The 23,716-nt window shown below is 71.5% G+C and carries 20 protein-coding genes; 13 read left to right on the top strand and 7 right to left on the bottom strand.

Features of this window, described 5'->3' with window-relative positions; all coding sequences use genetic code 11:
• The first annotated feature begins 245 nt into the window (after positions 1-245).
• The 4 genes from VKT83_02815 (at position 246) to VKT83_02800 (ending at position 3,196) form a co-directional block, all read left to right on the top strand.
• Positions 246-1,718, top strand: a complete 1,473-nt coding sequence (locus VKT83_02815) for a DUF6789 family protein (protein ID HLY21378.1) — start codon at positions 246-248, stop codon at positions 1,716-1,718.
• Between the two features lie 146 nt (positions 1,719-1,864).
• On the top strand, positions 1,865-2,020 hold the full coding sequence (locus tag VKT83_02810) for a redoxin domain-containing protein (protein HLY21377.1): 156 nt from the start codon (positions 1,865-1,867) through the stop codon (positions 2,018-2,020).
• A gap of 3 nt (positions 2,021-2,023) precedes the next feature.
• Positions 2,024-2,323: a TlpA disulfide reductase family protein gene (locus VKT83_02805; GenBank protein ID HLY21376.1), complete on the top strand. Its 300-nt coding sequence runs from the start codon at positions 2,024-2,026 to the stop codon at positions 2,321-2,323.
• A gap of 294 nt (positions 2,324-2,617) precedes the next feature.
• Positions 2,618-3,196, top strand: coding sequence for an adenylate/guanylate cyclase domain-containing protein (locus tag VKT83_02800; GenBank protein ID HLY21375.1), 579 nt, complete (start codon positions 2,618-2,620; stop codon positions 3,194-3,196).
• A gap of 39 nt (positions 3,197-3,235) precedes the next feature.
• Here the strand turns inward: VKT83_02800 and nagA are convergent, their stop codons facing one another.
• Positions 3,236-4,381 carry an N-acetylglucosamine-6-phosphate deacetylase gene (gene nagA / locus VKT83_02795; GenBank protein ID HLY21374.1) on the bottom strand — a complete coding sequence of 382 codons (1,146 nt, stop codon included), beginning with the start codon at positions 4,379-4,381 and terminating at the stop codon, positions 3,236-3,238.
• A gap of 129 nt (positions 4,382-4,510) precedes the next feature.
• Between nagA and VKT83_02790 the strand changes: the two genes are divergently transcribed.
• The 9 genes from VKT83_02790 to VKT83_02750 are packed head-to-tail and all read left to right on the top strand — an operon-like array spanning position 4,511 to position 13,583.
• Positions 4,511-4,990, top strand: coding sequence for an N-acetyltransferase (locus VKT83_02790; GenBank protein HLY21373.1), 480 nt, complete (start codon positions 4,511-4,513; stop codon positions 4,988-4,990).
• Between the two features lie 57 nt (positions 4,991-5,047).
• Positions 5,048-6,565, top strand: a complete 1,518-nt coding sequence (locus VKT83_02785; GenBank protein ID HLY21372.1) for an ABC transporter substrate-binding protein — start codon at positions 5,048-5,050, stop codon at positions 6,563-6,565.
• 36 nt (positions 6,566-6,601) lie between these two features.
• Positions 6,602-7,552, top strand: coding sequence for an ABC transporter permease (locus VKT83_02780; protein HLY21371.1), 951 nt, complete (start codon positions 6,602-6,604; stop codon positions 7,550-7,552).
• A complete protein-coding gene (locus VKT83_02775; protein ID HLY21370.1) occupies positions 7,549-8,451 on the top strand; it encodes an ABC transporter permease in 903 nt (300 codons plus the stop codon). Before VKT83_02780 ends, VKT83_02775 begins: the two co-directional genes overlap by 4 nt.
• Before the next feature lie 45 nt (positions 8,452-8,496).
• Positions 8,497-9,396, top strand: coding sequence for an N-acetylmuramic acid 6-phosphate etherase (murQ, locus tag VKT83_02770; GenBank protein ID HLY21369.1), 900 nt, complete (start codon positions 8,497-8,499; stop codon positions 9,394-9,396).
• The gene (locus VKT83_02765; GenBank protein HLY21368.1) at positions 9,396-10,610 is read left to right on the top strand and encodes an anhydro-N-acetylmuramic acid kinase; all 1,215 of its coding nucleotides are present in this window, start codon (positions 9,396-9,398) and stop codon (positions 10,608-10,610) included. The genes murQ and VKT83_02765 overlap by 1 nt, the downstream gene beginning before the upstream one ends.
• Before the next feature lie 38 nt (positions 10,611-10,648).
• Positions 10,649-11,818 (top strand): serine hydrolase, encoded by a 1,170-nt coding sequence (locus tag VKT83_02760; GenBank protein ID HLY21367.1) that lies wholly within the window; start codon positions 10,649-10,651, stop codon positions 11,816-11,818.
• Between the two features lie 50 nt (positions 11,819-11,868).
• Entirely contained in the window at positions 11,869-12,873 is a 1,005-nt protein-coding gene (locus VKT83_02755; protein ID HLY21366.1) for a BadF/BadG/BcrA/BcrD ATPase family protein, read from the top strand.
• Positions 12,874-12,884: 11 nt separating this feature from the next.
• Complete coding sequence (locus VKT83_02750; protein HLY21365.1) at positions 12,885-13,583, top strand: putative N-acetylmannosamine-6-phosphate 2-epimerase; 699 nt, start codon at positions 12,885-12,887, stop codon at positions 13,581-13,583.
• Between the two features lie 63 nt (positions 13,584-13,646).
• Here the strand turns inward: VKT83_02750 and VKT83_02745 are convergent, their stop codons facing one another.
• The 6 genes from VKT83_02745 to VKT83_02720 all read right to left on the bottom strand — a co-directional run bounded on the left by VKT83_02745 (position 13,647) and on the right by VKT83_02720 (position 23,629).
• Positions 13,647-14,561, bottom strand: a complete 915-nt coding sequence (locus VKT83_02745) for a CehA/McbA family metallohydrolase (GenBank protein HLY21364.1) — start codon at positions 14,559-14,561, stop codon at positions 13,647-13,649.
• Entirely contained in the window at positions 14,558-16,117 is a 1,560-nt protein-coding gene (glpK, locus tag VKT83_02740; protein ID HLY21363.1) for a glycerol kinase GlpK, read from the bottom strand. Before glpK ends, VKT83_02745 begins: the two co-directional genes overlap by 4 nt.
• On the bottom strand, positions 16,117-16,881 hold the full coding sequence (locus VKT83_02735) for a glycerophosphodiester phosphodiesterase family protein (GenBank protein ID HLY21362.1): 765 nt from the start codon (positions 16,879-16,881) through the stop codon (positions 16,117-16,119). The genes glpK and VKT83_02735 overlap by 1 nt, the downstream gene beginning before the upstream one ends.
• A 38-nt stretch (positions 16,882-16,919) precedes the next feature.
• Positions 16,920-19,058: a S9 family peptidase gene (locus tag VKT83_02730; protein ID HLY21361.1), complete on the bottom strand. Its 2,139-nt coding sequence runs from the start codon at positions 19,056-19,058 to the stop codon at positions 16,920-16,922.
• 17 nt (positions 19,059-19,075) lie between these two features.
• Entirely contained in the window at positions 19,076-21,211 is a 2,136-nt protein-coding gene (locus VKT83_02725; GenBank protein HLY21360.1) for a transglycosylase SLT domain-containing protein, read from the bottom strand.
• A 150-nt stretch (positions 21,212-21,361) separates the two neighbouring features.
• Positions 21,362-23,629: a phosphodiester glycosidase family protein gene (locus tag VKT83_02720; GenBank protein HLY21359.1), complete on the bottom strand. Its 2,268-nt coding sequence runs from the start codon at positions 23,627-23,629 to the stop codon at positions 21,362-21,364.
• Positions 23,630-23,716 lie beyond the last annotated feature (87 nt).

The raw sequence follows: 23,716 nt of genomic DNA, 5'->3' as shown, positions 1-23,716 counted from the left end.
CGTATTGATATCAGAGGCCGGGCCGGTTGTCAACCGAACCGCCGCAAAGAAGCCTTCGAGCATCAACAACTCCGAATCAATCGCACCGACTCGAGCCGGGTCGCTTGTGCACTCACCGGAATCGCCCCGAGCAGGAATAGATGAAACTCGCGAGAACGGGGGCGTACGAGGCCGGTAAAGGCCGGTCTGATAACCTGTCCGGGGTCTGCGTCACTCCACGTCGATCGCAGTGGGGGTGGAGGTCGATGCAGGAACCGAAATTTGGGCGAGCGTTATTCGCGGGCATAGCGGCCTGGGTGGCGTTTGCCCTTATTCTCTACGCGGCTCCCCTCGTCGGGTTGCCCGAGATAGATGTGCCCGGGATGCTGGGCGGCTTGTACGGCTGGAACAGCGCCGCGTTGGGGTGGGTCCTCCTCTTCGTCACCGGGATCGCCTTCGCGCTCTTGTACGCCTACCGGTTCGTGAACCGGCTGCCCGGCGCAGGGTGGCAACGCGGACTGGTCTTCGGAATCTTGCCGTGGCTCGTGATGATGGTGATCGTCGCCCCGCTGCTGCCGCTCCTCAGCCCCACAATGGCCCCCACGGCGACCCCGGGGTTCTTCTTCACCGAGATGGGCCTCGGCGCCATCATGGGATTGCTCATCGCGCACCTCGGTTGGGGAACGGTGCTCGGGGCGGTGTACGGGAACGTCGCGGACCGACGGGTCAACGTCGCGTTGGCGGCCGCCATCTTACTGCCCGTCTTGGTCGTGTCTGTTGCGGTTGTTGCCAAGGCGCAACACAGCCGGATCGTAATCCTCCAAGATATGACGGACGTCGTCACCTACGATCCCGCGCGGGTCGTTGATTCCGCGGCACTCCCTGTGGTGGCCAACGTCTACGATCGCTTGGTGACTTATGAGAACGGGAATGACACGCGAGTGGTCCCTCAGCTCGCGATGAGTTGGAAGATATCCCCGGACGGTTTAGTCTATACGTTCGAACTTCGTCACGGAGTGTCGTTCCCTTCCGGTGTTGAGCTGAGTGCCGACGACGTGATGTGGAGCTGTCGGAGACTTGAGAATTTGAAGGGCCCGCCTTCGCACCTTGCCGACGTTATTGCCGATGTCAGGGCTGTGGAGCACTATACGGTTCGAATTCGCCTCACCCGACCGTTCGGCGGCTTCCTGCCTTTGCTGACTTCCCCTCAGTTCGCGGTGCTCGATGGTCGAACAGTGCTGGCTCACGGAGGCATCGCAGGCACCGACGCGGCAACGAACGATACGGCGACGCCGTGGCTCAACACCCACTCCGCGGGAACGGGTCCCTGGATTCTCGAGCGGTACACAGCCGGTCGCGAAGCGGTCCTCGTCAGGAACCCTGTGTACTGGGGGGGAGCGATTGCCCAGGGTCCGGTGATTTTCCGAAACGTAAAGGATTCGGCGTCTCGGCTCCGTGCCGTGGAGAACGGTCGCGCCGACGTTGCCTTGGGCCTGACACCCTCCGAGATCGCGGCGGCACGCGCGTCGTCGCGGATTCGCGTGCTCGAACAGCATCCTCCGTCGACACCGGCGTTTCTTGCATCGGGCACAAACGGCTCGACGCGGGGCGCGGCCATGGGGGCACCGCCCGCGCCCGTGGCTCAGCCGGAACTTCTGTTCGTGGTGAGCGATGCGTTGCGCGGAGTCGCAACCTCGCCTGTCTCTATTGTTGACCTGCGGTCACTAACGAAGCCATAGAGCGGCTTAACGAGGGGGGACAACCGATGCGGAGAGGCGGGGCATGGGCCGGCGGTCGCGGTGGGAATACTTCTAAGGGCCAAGGCCCTGATGTTGCAGGTTCAACAGCGCCGACGTTGCGAGGAGCCCGGCTCGGCGTCCTCCTGGTGCTTCTCGCTGTCAGCTTCGTCGGCCCGTCGTCCGGACAGGTCCACAGAATCGTGGCACCGGCGTTTACCCTGACCCTGCTCGACGGCAAGACCCTTAGGCTGGCCGACTTGAAGGGGTCGCCTGTCGTCCTGCTGTTCTGGGCGCCGTGGTGAACGATGTGTCAAGGTGACGCCCCCGGGTGGGAGCGTGCGTACCAACGGACGAAGCAGACCGGCGTCAAGATCGTCGGAATCGGAATGATGGGCAGCCGACAGGCGTGTCAGGCGTTTGTCCGCCGCTACGGGTTGACGTTCCCTATTGGGTTTGATCCGAACGGAGACGTGGCTCGGCTCTACGATTTCAGCTATCAGCCGTACTGGGCGGTGATCGCCCGGGACGGAACGCTGGTCCGGGCCGGTTTCCTGGCCAACGGCGCCGACCTGGACTCAACCATAAGAGCTCTCGCCGGGAGGTAACGCGGCCGCGCGGGCCCTCCGAGATCGCGTCACCTTGAGGCACACCGCGGTCGAGAGCTCCAAGAAATCGGAGAGGTGAGTAGGGTGCCCAAGCCGCGGAATGTCGAGTGGTTGTGGCGGTCTCTGCTGACGGGCAGCATCGCCTACTATGGGCCGAGGCGCCTATTCAGGCTGGTGCCCGCCACGGAGCGGTGCAAGAATTGTCTCGCTCCCCTGGAGGGGCCCGCGGCCGTCTTGATGCGGCTGCTGGGCCGCGGACGGTTTCGCCGAAACCCTCGCTTCTGTAACTTCTGAATGGCCTTTTGCCGACGGTACCCGGGGGGTGCCGAGATCGAGTTGACGATGCTCTTTGCGGATCTTAGAGGTTCCTCGGCGATGGCCAGCCGCATGCCGGCGAGCGAGTTCGCCCGGACCATGAGACAGTTCTACGGTTCCGTGAGCACCGTGCTCATCCGGACGGACGCGTACATCGACAAGTTTGTCGGCGACGAAGTCGTCGGCCTCTACTTCCCGCTGTTCGCGGGTCGGTCGCATGCCCGCAGGGCGGTGGAGGCGGCGTGGGCGATTTTGCACGCTGTAGGTTATGACAGTGTCGGCCGCCCTCTCTTGCCGCTGGGCATCGGCGTTCATACAGGAACGGCATTCGTTGGAACGGTTGCCGGGGCGGAGGGTACGGTCACCGACATCGCCGCGCTGGGCGAGAACGTGACCATCACGGCGCGCCTCTCGTCATGGGCCGGCGCCGGCGAAGCTCTGATCAGCGAAGCGACGTGCGCGGCCGCCGGAGTAGACCTGAACCACTTGGCGCGGCGCCAGTTCGAATTGCCGGCGCACGCCCAGCCGTTTGACGTCCGGGTCATGCGGATTGCGTAGCTCGAACTGACCCACCGCCGCCGCGGACCGGGTCGGCGTTCAGGCGCCCCGCCGGTAGGCGATCTCCCCGCGCACGATGGTCAGCAGCACCTCGCCGTCGCGGCCGAGCACCACGAGATCCGCGTCCATGCCGGGCGCGATGCGGCCCTTGCGGCGGTGAAGTCCGAGGAGCCTGGCCGGCGTGAGCGAGGCGGCCTGGACCGCGTCGCGGCGGCTCACGCCGGCGGCGGCGGCAAAATTGGAGACCGCGCGGTGCATCTGCAGCACGCTCCCGGCGAGGGTGCCGTCCGCAAGGCGCGGCACGCCGTCTTTCACGTCGACCGTCTGCGCGCCGAGCGTGAACGCGCCCCGTCCCATCCCCGCCGCCGAGATCGCGTCCGTCACGAGCACGATCCGCCCCATGCCCGCGGCGCGCGCGGCCAGGGACAGGATCGCGGGATGCACGTGCGCGAGATCGGCGATCAGGCCGAGCGCGAGCGCCGGAGTCACGAGCGCCCCCCCGGCGGCCCCGGGCTCGCGGTGATGGATGCCCCGCATCGCGTTGAACAGGTGCGTCACCATTCGCGCGCCCCACTTGGCCGCCGCCTGCACGTCGTCGAACGCCGCGTCGGTGTGGCCGATCGAGACAAGGACGCCCTGCGCGGTGAGCGATCGCACGAGCGTCTCGGCGCCTTCGAGTTCAGGGGCGAGGGTCACGATCCGCAGCGCGCCGTCGAGGCGCCGGACCAGCTCGACCATCTCGTCCGCGTGGGGGGTTCGCAGGTCCTGCGCGCGGTGGGCCCCGCGCCGCAGCGGGTTGAGGTACGGTCCCTCGAAGTGCACGCCGAGGATCTCCGGCCAGGGCCCCCCGCGGCGCATCGCGATCGCGGCCGCCTCGCCGGCCCGCCGCATCTCGTCGAGCGGCGCGCTGACGATCGTCGGCAGGTACGCGGTCACGCCCGTGGCCGCGAGATACCGGCCGAGCGTCTCGTACGCGGGCGCTCCCGCGCGCAGACAGTCCACGCCCGCGCCGCCGTTGATCTGGAGGTCGATCAGACCGGGGATCAGCGTCCCATCGGGAAACGCCAGTGCGCCCGCCGGCGCCGCCTCGGCGGAGACGCGCGCGATGAGGCCGTCTTCGATGACGACGACGCCCGGGGTAAGATCGCGGTCGGCGGCGAGCACCGTACCGGCGGAAACGATCATCGTCGAGTGGTTCCGGCCCGCGCGGAAGGCCTCCTGCGGTTGCGCGCGCGGCGTACCCTGCCTCCCGGGCGCGAGACGCGGGCAGGCGGTCTCGCGTGCACCGGAGAACTTGAGCAGCGTGGAGGCGTCGTGACGGTCCGGCCGCTCGGCCCGGCGGACGTCGAGGCCTGCGCCGCGATCATGTCCGGGCTGCCGCTGTGGCAGGCGTACGGCGTGACGATCCGCGAGGCGCGGGAGACGTTCCGGGCGGCGCTTCGGGGCGCCGCGCAGGTGCAGGTGGCCGAAGACGCGGGGCGCGTGCTCGGATTCGTCGAGTATCTGGTGCGCGGCACGTTCGGCCACAGCGGGTACGTCTGGGCCGTCGGCGTCGCGGCGGACGCGCAGGGACGCGGGGTCGGCGGCCGCCTGATGGACGCCGCGGAGAGCGAGATCTTCAGGAGCGGGCCGAATGTATTTTTGCTCGTTAACGCCTCCAACGCCGCGGCGCACCGTTTCTACGAACGGCGCGGCTACCGGCGCGTGGGCGAGCTGACCGACTATGTCGGGCCGGGCCTGACCGAGATTCTGTACCGTAAGACACAGGGCCCGATCCGCGCGGCTTCCGTGTAACCCCGCGCGTCGACCGGGAGATTGGCACCACACCCCGGGGGGTGACGAGGAATGAACATGAGGCGGATGGCGTGGCTCCTACTGACAATCGCCGTGGCGGTGTCCGTACCGGTCCTGCGGGCCGGCGCGGCGCCCGGCAAGGTGACGCTGACGATCGGCGTCGATCAGGAAGTCATCGGGCTCGACCCCAACAAGGTCACGGCCTTCTCGTCGTTCCGGCGCATCGACCTTCTATATAACAAGCTCGTCACGTACGACGCGGGCCTCCACGTGGTCGGCGACCTCGCCGAGTCGTGGGACAACCCGGACAGCCGGACGTACGTGTTCCACCTGCGCCACGGGGTGCGGTTCCACGACGGCGCGGAAATGACGAGCGCGGACGTCGTCTACACGATCAACCGCATTCTCGATCCGAAGACCGCGTCGCCCGGCCGCTCGTACATCGACGTGATCGACACCGTAAGCGCGCCGGACAAGTACACGGTGCGCCTGGGCCTGAAGTACCCGCTCGCGTCGCTGCTCTCCGGGCTCGCGTCGGGCAACGCCGCGATCGTGGAGCAGGCCGCGGTCCAGCGCGCGGGCGATCTGCAGAAGACCGAGGCGGGCACGGGTCCCTTCATGCTGGCGGAGTGGGTGCCGGACAATTACATGCGCCTCACGCGGAACCCGCACTACTTCAAGCGCGGCCTCCCGAAGGTCGACGAGGTCGTCTTCCGCGTCATCCCGGAGCAGGCGTCGCTGCTTGCCGGTCTGCGGTCGCGCAGCCTCGACATGGCGACCATTTCCGACGGCAGCGTCGTCAAGCAGGCGATGGGGGTGAATACGCTCGCCGTCCAGCAGGCGCCGAGCCTGAACCTTCGGATCTTCTCCTTCAACACGACGCGCAAGCCGTTCACCGACTCGCGCGTGCGCGACGCGATCGCCTACGCGATCGACCGGCAGGCGATCATCAACGCGGCCGAGTTCGGCATGGGCGTCGTGAGCGGACCGATCCCGGCGCCCGACCGCGTGTGGGCGCTGCCGGTCGCGAACTTCCCGGAGTATCGCCCGAACCCGGGACGGGCGCGGCAGCTCCTCCAAGAGGCCGGCGCCGCGGGGGCGTCGTTCAACATCACCGTCTCGCCGACGTATGAAGGCGGGCTCGCCGTCGCCCAGGTGATCCAGAGCCAGTTGAAGGCGGCCGGGCTCAACGCCAACATTCAGAACGTCGAGTGGGGTCAGTACATCAACCAGTGGGTGAAGCGCGACTTCGACACGATGGTGGAGCTGCGCGGCGGCGATCCGGATCCCGACCGGTTCCTCTACCGGACGTTCTACAGCACCGGCGCCGTCAACAACTTCCTGTTCAAGGACTCCACCGTCGACCGGCTGCTCGACCGCGGCCGCGTCCACGTGACCGTCGCCGAGCGCCTCCCGATCTACCACGATCTGGAGCACGCCCTGGTCACAGACGCGCCGGCGGTGTTCCTCTACACGCCGATGGAGTCCCAGGTGCTGCAGACGTACGTGAAGGGCTTCCGGATCATCCCCACCGGCGCCCTCAACTACCTGGAGCAGGCGTCCATCGAGCGGTAGCACCGTCCCCGCGGCCGCGTTTCGGAGCCGGCCGGAGTGAGCGCCTTTCTCGCCGGCCGGCTCCTCACGCTCATCCCCGTCCTGTGGGGCGTCTCGATCGTGGTGTTTCTGCTCATCCACCTCCTGCCGGGCAACGCGCTCCAGATGTTTCTCGGCACGCAGGTGGCGATGACGCCGGCGCAGATGGATGAGCTGCGGCGGCTGTTCGGCCTCAACAAATCGCTGCCGCTGCAGTATGTCGATTGGATCAGCCACCTTCTGCGCGGCGACTTCGGCGTGTCGCTGCGCACCAGCCGCGCGGTGCTGCCCGACATCCTGGCGCGTCTCCCGCTCAGCGGCGAGATCACCCTGCTGGCGCTCGTGATCGCGCTCGTGATCGCCGTCCCGGTCGGCGTCGCCGCGGCGCTGCGGCGCGGCTCGGCCGCCGACGCGGCGATCCAGTTGGGGGGGCTCGCGGGCCTCAGCATCCCGAACTTCTGGCTCGCGACGATGATGCTGCTCGCGCTCGGCAACGTCGGATCGATCGCGTCGATCGGCATCTACGTGGGGTTTTTCACCGATCCGCTGCGCAATCTCGCCGTCATGCTGCTGCCGTCGTTTTCGCTGGGGATCGCCCTCGCCGCGGTGATCATGCGGTTCATCCGCTCGTCGCTGCTCGAGGTCCTGGGACAGGACTACGTGCGCACCGCGCGGGCGAAGGGCCTCCGCGAGCAGCTGGTCCTCTACCGCCACGTGCTGCGCAACGCGTTGATCCCGGTCATCACCGTCGTCGGCTTCCAGGCCGGCTACCTGCTCGGGGGTACCGTCGTCATCGAGGAAGTGTTCGCGCTGCCCGGCATGGGGCGGCTCGCGCTCGCGGCGATCGACCAGCGCGACTACCCGGTCGTGCAGGGCGTGGTGCTCGTCATCGCGCTCCTGTTCGTGCTCGTCAATCTCGCCGTCGACGTAGCGTACGCGTTCGTCGATCCGCGGGTCAAGTACGGATGACCCCGGCCTCGACGTCCGCGCTGGCGAAGGCCGCGGCCGCCCGGCGGCAGGCCGCGCCGTCGAGGCGCCGGCCGACGTTCGCCGCCCGCCTCGTACGGACCCCGCTCGCGATGGCCGGCGTCCTGATCGTCGTGAGTTATCTCATCGCCGCGGTCGGAGCCCCCTGGCTCTCGCCCGACGATCCGCTCGTCATGCACTCCCAATCGCTGCTGGCGCCGCCCGGCGGGGCGCATCCGTTTGGGACGGACCAGTTCGGACGCGACCTGCTGACGCGGCTGCTCTACGGCGCGCGTTCGTCCCTCGCCGTCGCGTTCGGCTCGGTCGCGCTCGCGCTGACGGCGGGGGGCCTCGCCGGGATCATGGGCGGCTACCGCGGCGGGGTGCTCGACAACGTGCTGATGCGCGCGATGGACGTGATCTTCGCGTTTCCGGCCGTGCTGCTCGCGATCGCCATCATGGCGATCGCCGGCACCGCGGTCGGCAACGTCATCGTCGCGATCGGCATCGTCTACACGCCGCAGTTCGCGCGGGTCATCCGGGCGAGCACGATCGAGACCCGCGGCCTCGAGTTCGTCGAGGCCGCCGGCGCGCTCGGCGCCGGCACGTTCCGCATTCTGCGCAGCCACGTGCTGCCGAACATCACCGCGCCGCTCATCGTGCAGACGTCGCTCAGCCTGTCCTTCGCGATCCTCACCGAATCGGCGCTGAGCTTCCTCGGCCTCGGCACCCAGCCGCCGACGCCGTCGTGGGGCAACATGCTGGCCGAGGCCCGCCGGTTCATGGTGATCGCGCCGTGGACCGCGATCACGCCCGGCGCGGCGATCGCGCTGATCGTGCTCGGCTTCAACCTGCTCGGGGACGGACTGCGGGATCTGCTCGACCCGCGGCTGCGGCTGTGACGGCGCCGTCGAGATCGGCCGATTCGACCATGTGGAGGGTTCGTGATGTCCACCCATGAGCGCAGCACCGAAGCCGCCAACCCCGCGACGCGGGATCTCGACCTGCTGCCGGTGCTCGAGCAGGCGCGCCTGATGAACGCGGAAGATCACCGGGTGCCGGAGGCCGTCGCCGCCGCGCTGCCGGCGGTCGCGACCGCCGTCGCGCGCGTCGCCGAGGCGCTCGGGCGCGGGGGGCGGCTCTTCTACGTCGGCGCCGGGACGAGCGGACGCATCGCCGCCCTCGACGCGGCGGAGTGTCCGCCGACCTTCGGCACCGATCCGGAGATGGTGCAGGCCGTGCTGGCCGGCGGGCTCACGGCGATGGTCGAAGCGGTCGAAGGCGCGGAGGACGACGCGGCGGCCGGGGCGCGCGAAATGGACGTCCGCGGCGTGAGCCCCGCCGACGTGGTCGTCGGCGTCGCCGCGAGCGGCGAGACGCCGTTCACCGTCGCCGCGGTGCGCCGGGCCCGCGAGCGCGGGGCGTGGACCGCCGGGATCGCGTGCAACACGGGGTCGTCGCTCGAGGCGGCGTCCGACCTCGCCATCGTCCCGCTCGTCGGGCCGGAGGTGGTCGGCGGCAGCACGCGGCTCAAAGCCGGGACGGCGCAGAAGCTGGTCCTCAACATGCTGAGCACCCTCGCGATGGTGCGGCTCGGCAAGGTGTACGGGAACCTCATGGTCGGCCTCCGGGCGACGAACGTCAAACTGCGCCGCCGCGCGGCGCGCATCGTCGCCGCGGCGGCCTCCACCGGCGAGGGCCAGGCGGACGCCGCCCTCGGCCTCGCCGGCGGACGGGTCCCCGTGGCGATCGTCATGCTCCGTCTCGGTCTCGACGCGGACGCGGCCGCGGAACGGCTCGAGCGCGCGGGCGGATCGATACGGCGCGCCCTTGGGGAGGCGAACTGATGGGATGGCCCTGGCTCGACGCGTTGATCGCGAAGCCCACCAAGCGCATCGTCGGTCTGATCTCCGGCACCTCCGCGGACGGCATCGCCGCCGCCCTGGCCGACGTCACGACGGGCGGGGACCCCGACCACCCCGAGGTCGCGCTGCGCGGGTTCGCGATGTCGCCGTTTCCGGACGAAGTCCGCGCCCGCGTGCTGCACGCGGTCATCGAGCCGCTGACCACACAGTCGCTGGCGTCGCTCTCCTATCTGCTCGGGGAACTGTTCGCGGAGGCGGCGCGCGGGGTGGTGCGGGCCGCGGGCCTGGGGCTCGACGACGTGGACCTCATCGCATCACACGGCCAGACGGTCGCCCACGTGGGCGTGCCCGACCCGGCCGACCCCTGGGCGCGCGCCGCCACGATGCAGATCGCCGAGCCGGCCATCATCGCCGCGCGGACGGGCCGTCCCGTGATCGCGGACTTCCGCGGCGCGGACATCGCGGCCGGCGGGCAGGCCGCCCCCTTCGTCCCCTACGCCGATCTACTGCTGCTCGGCGCCGCCCACGGACGCATCGCGTTGAACCTCGGCGGCATCGCGAACTTCACGGTGCTGCCGCCGAATCCCCGGCGCGACGACGTCTACGCGTTCGACTGCGGACCGTCCAACATGGTGATCGACGGGCTGGTCCGGCACTTCAGCGGCGGCGCCGACCGGTTCGATCGCGACGGACGGCGCGCGGCGCGCGGCACCGTCCGCAAGGACGTGCTCGCCGAGTTGATGCGGGATCCGTTCGTCACCGCCGCGCCGCCGAAGACGGCCGGGCACGAGCAGTACGGCCAACCGTTCCTTCGCGCGCTGCTCGCGCGCTGGGGCGACGTGTCCGAGGACGATCTGATCGCCACGGCCACCGCGTTTTCCGCGGACGCGGTCGCCTGGAACATCGCGCACTACGTGGCGCCGGCGCACTCGGTCGACGAGCTGATCGCGTCGGGCGGCGGGACGCATAACCCGGTGCTGATGAAGCGCCTGGCCGAGGCCGTCGCGCCCATCCGCGTCCGGCGCATCGACGACGCCGGCATCCCGAGCGACGCGAAGGAGGCGTTGGCCTTCGCTTTGCTGGGACACGCGAGCCTGATGGGCCGGCCCGGCGCCCTGCCCCGCGTGACCGGCGCGAGGTACGCGGCGATCCTCGGCACCTGGACGTGGCCGCCGCTCTCCCGGCCGCGGGCGTGAGCCGCCGGCCGGCATGAGATCGTGACCCTGTGGGCCCGATGAGCGCCGGCCGGTTCGCCGAGGCCGTTCGCCTCCTCGACGGCGCAGCCGGCGCGGCGTACCCGGGCGCCGTGCTCGCGGTGCTCTGGCGCGGCGACGTCGTCCTGCGCCACGCGGCCGGCCGCACCGCGGCGCGCGAGGGAGCGCCCGCGGTCACGCCCGAGACCGTCTACGATCTCGCCTCGCTCACCAAGGTCACCGCCACGCTGCCGCTCGTGCTCCAGGCCGTGGCGGAAGGCCGGGTGGCGCTCGAGGACCCCGTCCCGGTCCATCTCCCCGAGTCTCCTCATCACAACGTCACGATCAAACATCTGCTCACGCACACGTCGGGACTGCCGGCGTGGATTCCCTTCTACCTGCGAACGATGGGGGGCGACGCCGTCGTGCGCGGCGCGGCGACGACACCGCTCGTCGCCCAGCCCGGCGCGCAGGTCACGTACAGCGACGTCGGGTTCGTGCTGCTCGGCGAAATCGTCCGGCGGACGTTCGGCGCGCCGCTCGACGTGCTGGCGAAAACACGTCTCTACGAACCCCTCGAGATGACGCGCACGGGCTACCGGCCGGTGCGCGCCGCCGGCACCGGCCAGGCTCCCGGCGCCGGACCGGCGGCCGGGGCCGCCGGCGGCGGGGAAGATCTGCGCGCGATCGCACCGACCGAAGACGGCACCGCGGTCGAACAACAAATGACGCAGGATCCGCAGTGGGCCGAGGCGGGGCGCCGGCATACCTGGCGGCGGTACCTTATCTGGGGCGAGGTCCACGACAGCAACGCGCACGCGATGGGCGGTGTCTCCGGGCATGCGGGCCTCTTCGGCACGGCCGGCGACCTCCTCGCATACGCGCGGATGTGGCTGGCGAACGGCCGCGGACCGCACGCCCGCGTCCTCGAGCCCGCGCTCGTCCGGGAAGCGGTGGCGCCGCAGACGCCGCCGCCGAAGATCCGCGGCCTCGGATGGGCGCTCACGGGCGAGCAGGGCTGGTGGCGCGACGCGCTCTCGCCGCGCGCGTTCGGCCACACCGGCTTCACCGGCACGTCGATCGTCGTGGATCCGGCGCGAGACCTGGCGATCGTGCTGCTGTCGAACGCCGTCCACCTCGGCCGCGACCGCACCGGGATCTTGACGCTGCGGCCCGAGATCGCGGCGGCGATCGCCGCCGCGATCTCGTAGGCGGGCGTGATCGAAAGGACCGACTTCCGGCTCTCACGAAGCCGCATCCGATGGACTACTTTCTCGGCGTCGACGGCGGCGCGTCCGGCACCGCCTGCGCCGTGGCCACCGGCGACGGGGCCGTCATCGGCATCGGGCACGCCGGCCCGAGCAATCACATTCTCGCCCCGGGCGGCCGCGAGCGCGCCCGCGCGGCGCTGGACGGCGCGCTCGGCCACACCCTCGCCGCCGCAGGATTGGGACCCGTGGAGTTTCGCGCGGCGCAGTTCGGGATGACCGGGATCACCCGCGGGACGGAGCAGGCGCGCGCGTTCGCGCAGGTCGTCACCGACACGCTCAAAGCGGCCGCCGTGCTGATCGAGAACGACGCGGTGATCGCCCGCGCCGGCGCGCTGGCGGGACGTCCCGGTGTGATCGTGATCGCCGGCACCGGCTCGGTGGCGTTCGGTGAAGACCCGAACGGACGGCAGGCCCGTGCCGGCGGCTGGGGCTACCTTTTCGGCGACGAAGGCAGCGGGTTCGCGATCGGATGCGGCGCCGTGCGCGCCGCGCTGCACGCCCGCGACGGCACCGGCGAGCCGACGATGCTCGTCGAGCGCCTGGACGAGGCGGCGGGCATGCCCCTCACCGACATTCCGATGGCCTTCTACGAAGGACGGATCGACCGGTCCAAGATCGCGGCGCTGTCCCCCGTGGTGGCGCGCGCGGCGGAGGAGCGCGACCCGGTCGCGCGGCGCCTCATCGACGAAGCGGCGGCGGCGCTGGCCCGGCTCGTGGCCGCCGTGATCGCGCAGCTGCGCTGGCCGGACGGACCGGTGGCCGTCGGCCCGGTCGGCGGCGTGTTCGAGGCCGGCCGCACGATTCTCCGTCCCCTCGCGGACGCGCTCGCACGCACCGCGCCGTCCGCGGTGCTGGTGCCGCCGAGACTCGAACCGGCCGCCGGGGCCGTGCTGCTCGCGATGCGCGCCGCGGGCGTGCCGCTGATCCCGCCGGTGCTGGCGCTGCTCGCGGCGACGTGGGAGTTGCGCCGCGCGGGCGCGCCGGCGCGCCCCTGAGCGAGCGGCCCGTGTCTTCCGTGAACGGCGCGGCGCTCCTCGAATCGCTGCGCGGCCGCCTGATCGTCTCCTGCCAGGCCTCCGCCCCGAGTCCGCTCCGGCGTCCGGACATCATCGCGGCGCTCGCGGAGTGCGCCGTCCTCGGCGGCGCGGCGGGCGTGCGGATCGACTCGCCGGAGGATGTGGCGGCCGCGCGGGCCCGGGTGCGCGTCCCGATCGTCGGACTGTTCAAGCAGCGCACCGGCTCGCCGGTCTACATCACGCCGACGTTCGAAGCCGGGCACGCGGTGGCGCGGGCCGGCGCCGACATCGTCGCCGTGCAGGCGACGCGCGAACGGGCGGAGCACGCGGAGCCGCTCGGGCCGCTCGTCGAGCGCCTCCACCGTGAGTGCGGCGTGCTCGTCATGGCCGACGTCTCGACCCGCGACGAGGGCGCCGCCGCCGAGGCGGCCGGCGCCGACGTCGTCGCGACGACGATGGCGGGCTACACGCCGCACAGCCGGCAGATGCCGGGCCCCGATCTGCGGCTCGTCGAGGAGCTGGCCGCCGCGCTTTCGGTCCCGATCGTCGCGGAGGGACGGATTCAGACGCCGGACGCCGCGGCCGCGGCGCGCCGGGCCGGCGCGTGGGCCGTCGTCGTCGGCCGCGCGATCACGATGCCGGAGGCAATCACCGCCCGGTTCGCCCAAGCGGTTGAAAGCGCTCGATAATGCGTCTCCTGCCGGCCGTCGACCGCGGCCGCGGCGGTAACGCCGCCGGTGGCTGCTGCGCGATCACCGCTCGACGAACAGCGGATTCGTCCATGCCATCGTGCCGTCCGCGCCCGTGACCTCGATCCGCAGGTAGCCCTCCCGTCCCCGCAGCACGTGCGACGCCTCATGCAGCGGCGTCCCTTCCGCCCGCACCCGGCTGCCCCACCGCGTGTCGCAGACGAAGCGCACCTCGCGGGCGCCGGGCTCCGCGATGCGCACCGTCGCCGTGTCGCCGTCGAACGTGACGTTCTCGAGCGTGACGCCGGTCGACGCGTAGAAGGACCCCGCGGCCAGACCCGCCGCCACCGACTCGGGCGTCAGCGTCTCTGCCCGCAGCATTGTCCAGGCCTTTCCGTGGTCGGCGAACTTCCAGTGGGTGTCGTCGTTGGCCGCCCCGAGGAGCGGTTTCCGGCGGGCGAGACAGTCGTCCCAGTGGACGCCGCTGTGCCCTTTCCCGATGTCTTCCTCGACGTTGGCGTTGAACACCTCGATCCCCGCGATATCGCGGAGCGGCATGAGGTCGTCCACCACCACTCCGCTCCAGTAGGGATGCGCGACGAAGACGACGCTCCCCGCGGCGCGAAGGCGGTCGACGATCGTCTGGGCCGGCAGGGCGTGGCGGGCCGCCGATTCTCTCGGCACGTCGATCATCCGGCGCAGGCCGATGCCGAGGATGTGAAACGCGGTGCCGGCGCCGGTACGGCCCGCGTCCACCTCGACCCCGGGGACGAGGACGAGACTGCCGGCGGCCGCGGACGGCGGCGCGGCGGTCACCCGATTGTGGTCCGTGATGGCGAGAAAGTCGTAGCCGCGCCCGGCGTACCAGGCGACCGCCTCTTCGACGGCGCGCGCGCCGTCGGATTCGGTGGTATGGCAGTGCCACACGCCCCGGTACCAGCGTCCCGGACGCGCAAACGGATTGAGCAGCCGGCTCACGAGTTCGCCTCCTTCGCCCATCCGCGTGCGCGCTCGACCGCGCGCCGCCATCCGGCGTACCGTTCCTCACGTTCGGCGGCGGGCATGGCCGGCTCGAACGTCCGGTCCGCCGCCCACGACCGGCCCGCCGCCTCGAGCGACTCCCACACCCCCTCGGCCAGTCCGGCGGCATAGGCGGCGCCGAGGGCCGTCGTCTCCCCGATCGACGCGCGCACCACCGGCAGGCCGAGCAGGTCCGCCTGCAGCTGCATCAGCACGTCGTTGCGCGAGGCGCCCCCGTCCACGCGCAGCGCCGCGAGGCGCAGGCCGGTGTCGCGCTGCATCGCGTCGACCACGTCGCGCGTCTGGTAGCAGATCGCTTCGAGCGTGGCGCGCACGAGGTGCGCCCGCGTGACGTACCGCGTCAGCCCGACGATCGCGCCGCGCGCCGTCATGTCCCAGTACGGCGCGAACAACCCGGAGAACGCGGGCACGAAGTAGGCGCCGCCGGTGTCGGGGACCGACGCGGCCAGGCCGGCCGTCTCTCCGGCCGTGCGAATGATGCCGAGATCGTCGCGCAGCCACTGTACGGCCGCGCCGGCGATCGCAATCGAGCCCTCCAGCGCGTACGCGACCTGCGAGGGGAACGCGTACGCGACCGTGGAGACCAAGCCGGCGGCGCTGCGCGCCGGCTCCGCGCCGGTGTGCTGCAGCAGGAAGCACCCCGTCCCGTACGTGTTCTTCGCGTCGCCCGGCCGGTAGCACGCCTGGCCGACGAGCGCGGCCTGCTGGTCGCCGAGCGCGCCGCAGACGGCGACCGCCTCACCAAAGGGCCCGTCGCGGCGCGTCACCCCGTACCGCTCGCTGCTCGAGCGGATCTCGGGCAGGATCGCCGGCGGGATGTGGAACAGGTCGAGCAGGTCCGGATCCCACGTGCGCGTCCGGAGATCCATCAGCATCGTGCGCGACGCGTTGGTGGGATCGGTGACGTGCACGCCGCCGTCGGGCCCGCCGGTCAGCCGCCAGATGAGCCACGCATCGACCGTGCCGGCGCAGAGGTCGCCGCGTTCGGCGCGCGATCGCGCGCCCGGTACGTGGTCGAGGATCCACGCGAGTTTGGTCGCCGAGAAGTACGTCGCGACCGGCAGACCGGTCCGCGCCCCGATCGTCTCCGCCGCGCCGTCTCGGATCAGCGCCTCGCAGGCGTCGCGGGTGCGCGTATCCTGCCAGACGATCGCGGGATAGATCGGCCGGCCGGTGTGCCGATCCCAGACCACCACCGTCTCGCGCTGGTTGGCGACGCCGACGGCGGCCACCGTTGGCCGCGGCCGCGCGGATCCCGCGCCGGCCCGGGCCAGCGCGTCGGCGACCACCCGGGCCGTCGCGGTCCAGATCTCCTCCGGGTCGTGCTCGAGCCAGCCCGGCCGCGGGGCCGACTGGCGGTGTTCGGTGTAGGCGGCGGCACGCGGACGGCCGGCGTCGTCGAAGACGATGCAGCGCGTGCCCGTCGTGCCCTGGTCGATCGCCACGATGCGCGCGCCCGCTGATCCGCCGCCGGCTCCGGCGGTCGCGCCCATCACCGTCCGAGCACCCGGGTGAGGAGCCGCACGTCGTTCGACGTGACGCCGTCGACCCCCCACGCGAGGCAGCGCCGCATCGCGGCCTCCTCGTCAACGGTCCAGGGAACCACCCCGAGCCCGGCATCGTGCGCCTCCGCCACGACTCCGGCGGTGAGAAGACTCCACCCCGGGCACAGCGCGTCGGCGTCCGCGGCCCGGGCCGCGCCGCGGGCGTCGGCCAGCCGGCCGGTGTAGATGACCCCGGTCGCCACGTCCGGCGCCGCCGCCCGCATCGTCCGCACCGCGGGGTGATCGAACGAGATCACCAGCGCCGCCTCGAGCATTCCGTGCCGCCGCAGCGCGTCGGCGACCTGCGCCTCGATGCCCTCGTAGAACATCGGCCCGTTTTTGATCTCGAGCAAGACAAACGCCCGATCCCGCACCAGACCGAGCACCTCGTCGAGCGCCGGAACGCGCTCGCCCGCAAACGCCGGGCCAAACCAGGATCCGGCGTCGAGCCGCCGGATCTCCTCGAACGTCAGAGCGGCGGCGGTCCCCCGTCCGTCCGTTGTGCGGTCGACCGTCTGGTCGTGGATGACGATGAGCCGTCCATCCCGGGTGCGCTGCACGTCGCACTCGACCGCGGGCGCCCCCGCGGCGAGCGCGAGGTGGAACGCGGCGAGCGTGTTCTCGGGAGCTTCCCGCGACGCCCCGCGGTGCGCGACGCCGAGCACGCGTCCACCGGGATGGAAACGACGCCACCGTCCTGCGGACGCGTTCACCGGAGCCAAGATACCCTAGCGACTCAGTCGCGGTGCGCCTAGCGGGCCTTCTTGCGGGCGGCGCCGCGGCCGCGTCCCGTGCGGGACTCCTGGCCCTGCTCGTCGTCCGCCGGAGGCGCGGCGGGTTCGGCCGGGGTTGACTCGGCGGCCGCCGGTTCGCCGGCCCGATGAGTGCCGCCGTCGCCGGTCTTGCGGGCGCGCGCGCCGGAGGCGCCGGCGCGCCGCGCACGCCCGCGCGGGGCGTGCTCGAGGTTCTCGATCGGCACCGGCTCGACGGTCTCGGCCAGCGGGAAGCCGAAGATCTGCGAGTAGAAATAGAGCTCCGCCTCGTGCGTGCGCTTGATGTGCTCCGCGCGGCGGAAACCGTGCTGCTCGCCCGGATACGCGATGTACGCGACCGGGATCCCTTTGCGCTTGGCCGCCTCGAAGATCATCTCGGACTGGTTCGGCGGCACGATCTTGTCCTCGAGCCCCTGGAACAGGATCAGCGGCGCGCGCAGCCGGTCGATCGACTGAATCGGAGACCGCTCCTTATAGAGATCGAGCCGCTCCGGATAGGGACCGATGAGATGCTCGTCGTATCGCGACTCGAACTTGTGGGTCTCCTCGTGGAAGACGACGAGGTCGCTGATCCCGAAGTAGCTCGCCCCGGCGGCGAAGAAATCGCGGAAGGTCAGCGCGGCCAGCGTCGTGTATCCGCCGGCGCTGCCGCCGTGGATCACGACGCGCTCCGGATCCGCCACCCCCCGCTCGATCAGGTGGCGCGCCGCGTTGATGGCGTCGTCGACGTCCACGACCCCCCACTGGCCGTAGAGCCGCTCGCGGTACGCCCGTCCGTAGCCCGTGCTGCCGCCGTAGTTCACGTCCACCACCGCGAAGCCGCGGCTGGTCCAATATTGCACGCCCAGGTTGAGGGTCGATGACGCGGCGCCGGTCGGGCCGCCGTGCACGCTGACGATCAGCGGGGGCCGCTCGTCGGCGGGCCCCGTCGCGTCCGGATTCGCCGGCGCGTAGTACAGGGCGTGCGCGGTCAGCCCGCCCTCCGTGGGAAACTCCACGGGCTCGGGCCGCGAGAGATACGCCGCGTCGACCGGCGCGGCCGCGGCCTTCCGCAGCGCGTCGATGCGCCGCGCCCGCAGATCCGTCAGCACCACGGACGGGAAGTCGGTCGGCGACCCGCCGATGAACGCGATGCCCGGCCGCCCGCACCGGACGCTGTCGAGCGACGTATACGGCAGCGCGATCGGCTCCAGGACGCCGCGCGCCGGATCCAGCCACGCGAGGCGCGAGCCGCCCTCCGCGCGGTGCACGCACACCAGCCGGCCGTCCGGCGCGACCGCGTACGTGGACTGCCCGAGCCGCCACGCCGGCCCGCCGAACTCCGACGCGGCCTTGAGCACCGCCTCGACCTTGCCGTCGCGCCAGCGATACGGATTCCACCACCCCGCCGGATCGGCGAGGAAGTACAACGTGCCGTCGGGGCCCCATTCCGGCTGCAGCACCGACTCGTTGGGCCCGCCCGCGACGCGGCGCGCGCCCGCGACCGTGCCGTCGCGCGCGAGCTCGCCGACCCACAGCTCCGTCCCGTCCCACGGCATGTTGGGGTGGTTCCAGGTCAGCCAGGCGAGGCGAGAGCCGTCGGCGGAGAGTCGCGGCGCGGAATAAAAATCGCCGCCCGAGACGAGCACGCGCGGCGCCACGCCGCCCCGGCACGAGACGCTCACGATGGTGTTGACCGCCTCGCGGTCCGACGTGGTGTGGTCTTCCCGCACGCACACGAGACGGTCGCGGCGAAGGTCGATGACCAGATCGGCGTAGCGGTATTCGCCCTCCGGGGTGATCGCCGACGGGGGCTCGCCCGGCCCGCAGCGGTAGAGGCGTCCGTCGTCAAACGAGGAGAAGAACACGACGGCGCCGCGCACCGCGTAGGCGCCGCCGCCGTACTCGTGGACGCGGGTTCGCGCGTTGAACGGCGCGGGGGTGGCGTCGGTGACGGCGCCCGACGCCTGCCGCCGCACGACGACGGACCGGCCGCCTTCCTCGGGCCGGGTCTCGATCCAATACACGTCGTCGCCGTCGAGCATGACCTGCTCGAGGCCGATGCCCGATGCGGCGACGAGATCCGCCGTGATCGGGGAGGGCCACGAGCCGTACGACAGCGCACGGGCCTGGGGCATGAAATTCCTCCTTGAGATTACTGGGCCGCCGTTGGATGCCCGTTCTGATAGAGCCAGCGATACATCGCGGCAGACTGCTGGACCGTCTTGACGTATCCGCGGGTCTCGCTGTACGGGATCGCTTCGACGAAAGTATCCGGATCGGCGCCGGATCGCGCCGCCAGCCATCCGCGCGCGGCGTTCGGGCCGGCGTTGTAGGCGGCGAGCGCGAGATCGACTCGGCCAAACCGCATGAGCTCGGCTTTGAGGACCGCGGCGCCAAGAGCGATGTTCGTCGCGGGATCGATAAGCCCCCGCTGGTCCGGCGAAGTCATGCCCAGGCTGCGCGCGGTGCTCTGGGCCGTGCCCGGCATCAGCTGCATCAGGCCGTAGGCGCCGGCCGACGAGACGGCGGCCGGATCGAACCGGCTCTCCTCCCGGATCACGCCGGCGATGAGATACGGGTCCACCCCGTCGCGGGACGCGGCCTGCGTGATCGCCGTCCACTGCGGGCGCGGGTACAGCGCCTGCCACAGCGCGAGCGGAAGCCGGTGCGGCGCCGGGGTGCCGAGGGCGTCGCGGGCGTCTTCGGCCACGCCGATCCCGCGGCGGGGCGTCCCCACATCAATATACCGCTGACTCAACAAGGTCAGCACCGCGGGGCGGGTCGCGGCGGGTGCGGCGGCCGCGGCCGCTTCGAGGTCGCGCGTCGCGTCCTCGGTCTGCGCGAGCGCGTCGAGCTCGTGAAACCGGTCGAGCGTCGGGATCGTCCCCGCGGGCACGTCCGGAGCGTCCGGCCCGATGGCGGCGCGGACGGGCGCGCCGAGGCGCGCCGCGGCGCCCTGGCCGTAGTACGTGTCGCCGTACAGCGTCGCCGCGCGGCGATAATCGCCGGCCGCCAGATCGGCGTGCCCGGTCTGCGCCGCGGCGCGGGCGGCCCAGTACCAGGCCGCGGCCGCGGCGTCGGTCCCGGCTGACGCCTGCGCGGCGTGCAGCCACGCGGTCCGCGCCGCGGCCCACTGTCCGCTCCGCGACAGCAGCCAGCCGACCTGCCACAGCGCGCGGCTGCCGTACCAGGTGAGCGGGAACCGGTCGCCGGCCTCCCTATAGAGGGCCAGCGCGGGTCCGGCGGCGCCGCGGTCCGCGCGCGTCTCGGCGACGAGATAGAGGCCCCGCGGCGCGAGCGACGACTTCGGGTACTCCGCCGCCAGCCGGCGCGCGAACGCAAGCGCGTCGGCCTCCCGGCCGCCCGCGAGCGCGATGCGCATCAAATAGAAGAGCGAATCGTCCGCGTGCGTCTGCCGCAGCGCGACGTCCTGCTGGAACCACCGCGAGGCATCCGCGAACCGGCGCTGCTCGTAGTTCAGTGCGCCCAGCATGTAAAAGATGCCGTCGTTGAAGAGCCAGGCCCGCGGCATCGACAGCACGCGCTGGAGGTCGGCCCACGCCGCCCCGCCGTCGCTGGCGTCGAACTCGCTCTGCGCGCGCTGATAGAATACCTCGACCGGGGTCGCGTCCGCCGGCAGCGGATGCGCGCGCGCGAGCGCATCGAGGCGCGTGCGCGCGGATGCCGCGTAGGGACTGGCGGGGAAGGCCCACGGAATCCGCCGGTAGGCCTGTGCGGCGTCGGCCCAGCGTCCCTGGGCTTCGAGCGCCTGGCCCATATCGAACCACGCCTGCGCGGCATGCATCCCCTGGCTGAACTGCTCGAGATACCGATGAAACGCGTCGGGCGCGTCGGGCGCGCGGGCACTCCACAAGCTCTCCGCCCGCCAGAACAGCGCGAGACCGCGCATGCTCGAATCGGGGAAGCGCGCGATCACGTCCGCGAACGCGCTGGCCGCATCGCCGAAGCGGCCCGCGTCGAAGTCGGCCACTCCGAAGTAGTACTCCGCGTGATCGGCGAGAAGCGGCGCGGCGTTCGCGGCGTGCCGGAAGACCGCGGCGGCGTCCTCGTACCGCTTCTGCGCCATGTCGATGACGCCGAGCAGGTACGCGGCGCGCCCGCCTTCGGCGCCGTCCTCCTGCGCGAGCGGCTCGAGCAGATTCTGCGCGCTCGCGAGATCGTTGCGGCGGTAGGAGTCAACGGCGGCGGCGAGGCGGTCGGAGGCCGGGACCCCCCGCGCCGGCGCGGCGACGAGCAGCGCCGCCACCAACAGTGCCGCGGGGATCATGGGGCGGCGGCGAAGGGACAGGCCCGCCGCCGCGCGCCGGTGTGGTGATCTCGGCAATGATGAATTCATACCGTGGTGGTCCTGCGTGATAGGTTTACCCCGGTCCAATGCGGCGCGGACACGGGTCTTCCCTGTCGAATCGGGACGAGCTTAGTGGTTGTACAGCGCGCGCAGTCCGCTAAGGAAGATCTCCCCGCTCGGCGTCTTCGTGGGATCGGTCTCGACTACGTATACGTAGGTCCAGCGAATTGGATAGGCAACGCCGCTCGGAAGCGACGCCGTCAGCTGCTTCCAGCCCTGCCAGTCCACGTGCCGCGCAAACGTGACGGTGCCGCGGTCGCCCTTCGCGTCGGTGTACGCGCCGCGCAGCCACGCCCCGTCGCCGTCGCCGTACACCCAGACCGAGACGCCGGTGGGCTCGCCCGGCAGCGTCAGATCCGTCTCCACGTACGCGGCGCGGCTGCCCTGCCCATCGAGGTGAAAGGCCAGGCGCACCGACTGCCGGTTGTCCCGGCTCGGCGTCGAGACCAGTGTGACGTCGCCGGTCACGGCCTGCGGCGGATAGCCGCGGAAGGACGCCTGCTCTTCGAACGCCGGGATGAGACGGCTCTGGGGGCCGCCGACCGATACGCGCAGTTCGGTACTCGCGCCCGCAAGCCGGGCGGTCAAGAGTCCCGTCCCGGTCACCGTGCCCGCGACGAACGTGCCGGGCGCCTGAACGGCGCCGAGCCCCGGCGGCGACATCAGCCAGGCGACCGCGTCTTGGGGCAGCGTGACGAGGCGGCCCGACGGATCCTGCCCGGACACGCGGAGTGTCGCGCTCTCGCCCGGCGCGACCGACAGCGAGCCGGGCGCGACAACGAGGCGCGCCAGGCGCGTGACCACCGACACCGGCACGGCGCCCGAGGCGGCGCCGCTCTGCACCGTGACCGTTCCGTCCGCGGGCTGCGTCCCGGCGACGATGCTGCCGTCGCCGCCCACCCTCACGAAATCCGGCGCCGGCTGCCGCGGCAGGGCGACGCCCCGCGACGGCAGGCCGTCGATCCGCAGCAAGCCCCCGGAAGCCGCGAGCTGCACCGGATCGGTTAACGAGACGGGGTTGCCCTGCGCGTCCACGCCGACCGCGGGCGGCGTCACGTGGGCGCCCGGATAGAGGAACAGCGGCTGATTGTTGTTGACGAGAATCCTCACCGGTGGGCCCGGGGTGGCGGTCGTGTAGACGAGCACGGCATCCGCCACGGGGCGCTCCGTCCCATCGGAGGGCGAATTGACGACCGACACCTGCGGCTGCCCCGGCATCCGCACGACCATCTCGGCCGACCCGCCGCTGTCGAAGGCCATCGCCTGGTAGGCGCCCTGCCGCTGCATGTACGCGGCGAGCTGGGGCCGCGTCAATCCGATGCTGAGCCACGGCTGGCGGCCGTCGGCCTCGACGAACGTCAGGTGCCGGCCGTCGGGACTGATCCCGACCGCGGCCGCGGGATAGCGGATGTTTCGTTCGGCGGCCGCGGGCGCGTCGGAGTCTTCGACAAGCTGCCCGCCGTCCACCAGGATCGGGCCGCCCCCGACGGCGACCTGCGCGTCGTGCCAGTCCGGATCGGTGGTGAGGTTGACGGCGACGGTCACGCCCGCGCTGAGGCGCCGCTGGATCCAGTCCGCCCCGGCGCCGCGGCCGACCAGGATGATCTCGCCCTGGGGAAACGGCGCGTAGAACGCCTGCTGCGCCCAGATCTGCTTGACGAAGTACCGCCCGCCCGAGCCCGCGGATCCCGGATCGGCCGCGGACAGCTCGGCGACCGCCTGACGCACGCCCGGCTCCGGCGGCGGCGCCCCAAAGCCGCGCACGTTCGAGATGACGGTGATGCCATTCTGGGGCAGACCCGCGTTGAAACTCTCGAGCGGCTGGGTCTCGCCGGAATCCGTGACGACGGTGCCCGTCCAGCGGTAGCGTACGATGCGCGCCACGCCGTCGCGGTTGACGACGAGGGCGACAAACCGCCACGGGCTCCGCAGCAGCTGGCCGTTGCTGATGACGATGTTGAGCGGCATGCCCGACTGGTGGATGTCGAAGTAGTCGGCGTTGATGGCCGCGATCGCGCCGGCGCGGGCCGCCATCGACGAGACGGACTCGTCGTCGCTGATCAGCCGATCGTGCGCGACGCCGACGCCGAGATGCACGGTCGGGTTGGCCAGATCGACAAGCAGATGGTGCAGGTCGAGCGGCCCGTCGGAGGTCATCATGGAAACGTGCCGGTACTCGACGCCGGCCGCGACGGGCAGCGCCACCATGTTCGAGACGAGCACCGAGGGCCAGTCGGCGGGCCCCGCCCCGCGGGCCGCCGGGGCGAGGAGTCCCAGCACGAGGAGAATCGCGAGCACGCGGGCCATGCCTTGTCGCGTCAGCTGCGTCGTCTGCATCTGCGCCGTCCGCTGGTATGTGTATGGTGCGAGATTAGTTGCGGAGCTTTTCGGCGCTCGGGCACGGTCGTCCTCCCCGCCGCGCCC

It is taken from the genome of bacterium, assembly GCA_035308905.1.
In the GTDB taxonomy this organism is placed as follows: domain Bacteria; phylum Sysuimicrobiota; class Sysuimicrobiia; order Sysuimicrobiales; family Segetimicrobiaceae; genus DASSJF01.
Note: the sequence above shows the minus strand (reverse complement) of the source record. Positions and strands in the feature narration are given on the sequence as shown.